We start from the raw sequence: 1,097 nt of genomic DNA, 5'->3' as shown, positions 1-1,097 counted from the left end.
ACNNCANCNNNANCACCTATCCCCTGTCGTGCCTTGCTCCCACGACTCCGGGTCGCGGACGCCTTCGAGCGCGTCGCGGAGCGCCGCGGGATCGAACCGGAGACCGGCGACTGGTCGACGTGGTTCGAGGTCCAGCCGCCGCTGGGCGACCGGATCGCGCGGCTCCGCGAACGCGCCGGCGACGAGACGTAGCGGGGCGGAAGCGGCTCAGTTACTGGCGGGGAAAGCGGCTCAGTCCCGCGACCGTTGGGCGACGGCGGACTCGGGACCGACGCGGACGTCGTAGCCCGCGACGGTGAGCGAGACGTCGAGGTCGGCGTCGGACCGATCGGAGACGAGCGCGTTCAGCGCGTCGGGGTCGACGTGTTCGTACAATGCCACGCCCTCGTCGGACAGGTCAGCCGGCTCGACGCCGGCGAGGGCGGCGATCGCCTCGACGACGGCGAGACTGGGACTCGGCCCGCTCCCGCCGTGACGGACGCGGGCCGTTTCGGACATCGAACTAGGATCGTTCGGTTCGGGCGTTACGCTGCTCATAGCTGCCCTCTCGGCGAACCGACACATAAAGCGAACGTTCAATTTATCAGAAATGAGTTCGTCTCGGCGGACCGGTCCCGGAACCGTTACCAACCAGCCGCACGCGTGTAGAGACAACTCGAATGCGACTCACGGAACGACAGCTCGCGGTCCTCGAAGCCGCGAGCGCGACGGACGAACGAACGGTAGCGGAGATCGGCGAGGAGACCGGCCTGAAACCGGAGACGGTCGCCGGTGCGGCCTTCGATCTCGCCGACGAGGGCCTCGTCGAGGTCGCGTCGGTGGCCGACGAGACCCTCGAACTCACCGACGAGGGACGGAAGTACGTCGACGAGGGACTCCCCGAGACCCGGCTCTACCGCGCGGGTCTCGACGCGGGTGCCGACGCCGACCCGGTCTCGATGGGCGCGGTCATCGGCGACGCCGAGCTGGACGGTCCCGAGGTCGACATCGCGCTCGCGAACTTCGCGCGCAAGGGCTTCGGGAGCGTCGACGGCGGCGAACTCTCGATCGCCGCGGACGCCGACCCCGACGCCGACCCGGAGGCGACGGCGCTCGCG

General features: G+C 69.7%; 1 protein-coding gene and 2 pseudogenes. 2 read left to right on the top strand and 1 reads right to left on the bottom strand.

The genetic code is table 11. The features are described 5' to 3' along the window. A pseudogene (locus BN903_RS10895) lies at nucleotides 1-192 on the top strand (hypothetical protein); the annotation flags it as partial. Between the two features lie 39 nt (nucleotides 193-231). Here the strand turns inward: BN903_RS10895 and BN903_RS10890 are convergent. Continuing rightward, the gene (locus BN903_RS10890) at nucleotides 232-537 is read right to left on the bottom strand and encodes a HalOD1 output domain-containing protein (protein ID WP_048077746.1); all 306 of its coding nucleotides are present in this window, start codon (nucleotides 535-537) and stop codon (nucleotides 232-234) included. A 122-nt stretch (nucleotides 538-659) separates the two neighbouring features. Between BN903_RS10890 and BN903_RS10885 the strand changes: the two are divergent. Continuing rightward, nucleotides 660-1,097: pseudogene (locus BN903_RS10885) on the top strand (phenylalanine--tRNA ligase subunit alpha); the annotation flags it as partial.

This window comes from Halorubrum sp. AJ67 (genome assembly GCF_000513435.1).
This window is presented reverse-complemented; position numbering and strand designations above follow the sequence as displayed.

Bases quoted from the DNA above. Each gene is read 5' to 3' on its own strand.
- BN903_RS10890 (WP_048077746.1), bottom strand. From the start codon at position 537: ATGAGCAGCGTAACGCCCGAACCGAACGATCCTAGTTCGATGTCCGAA.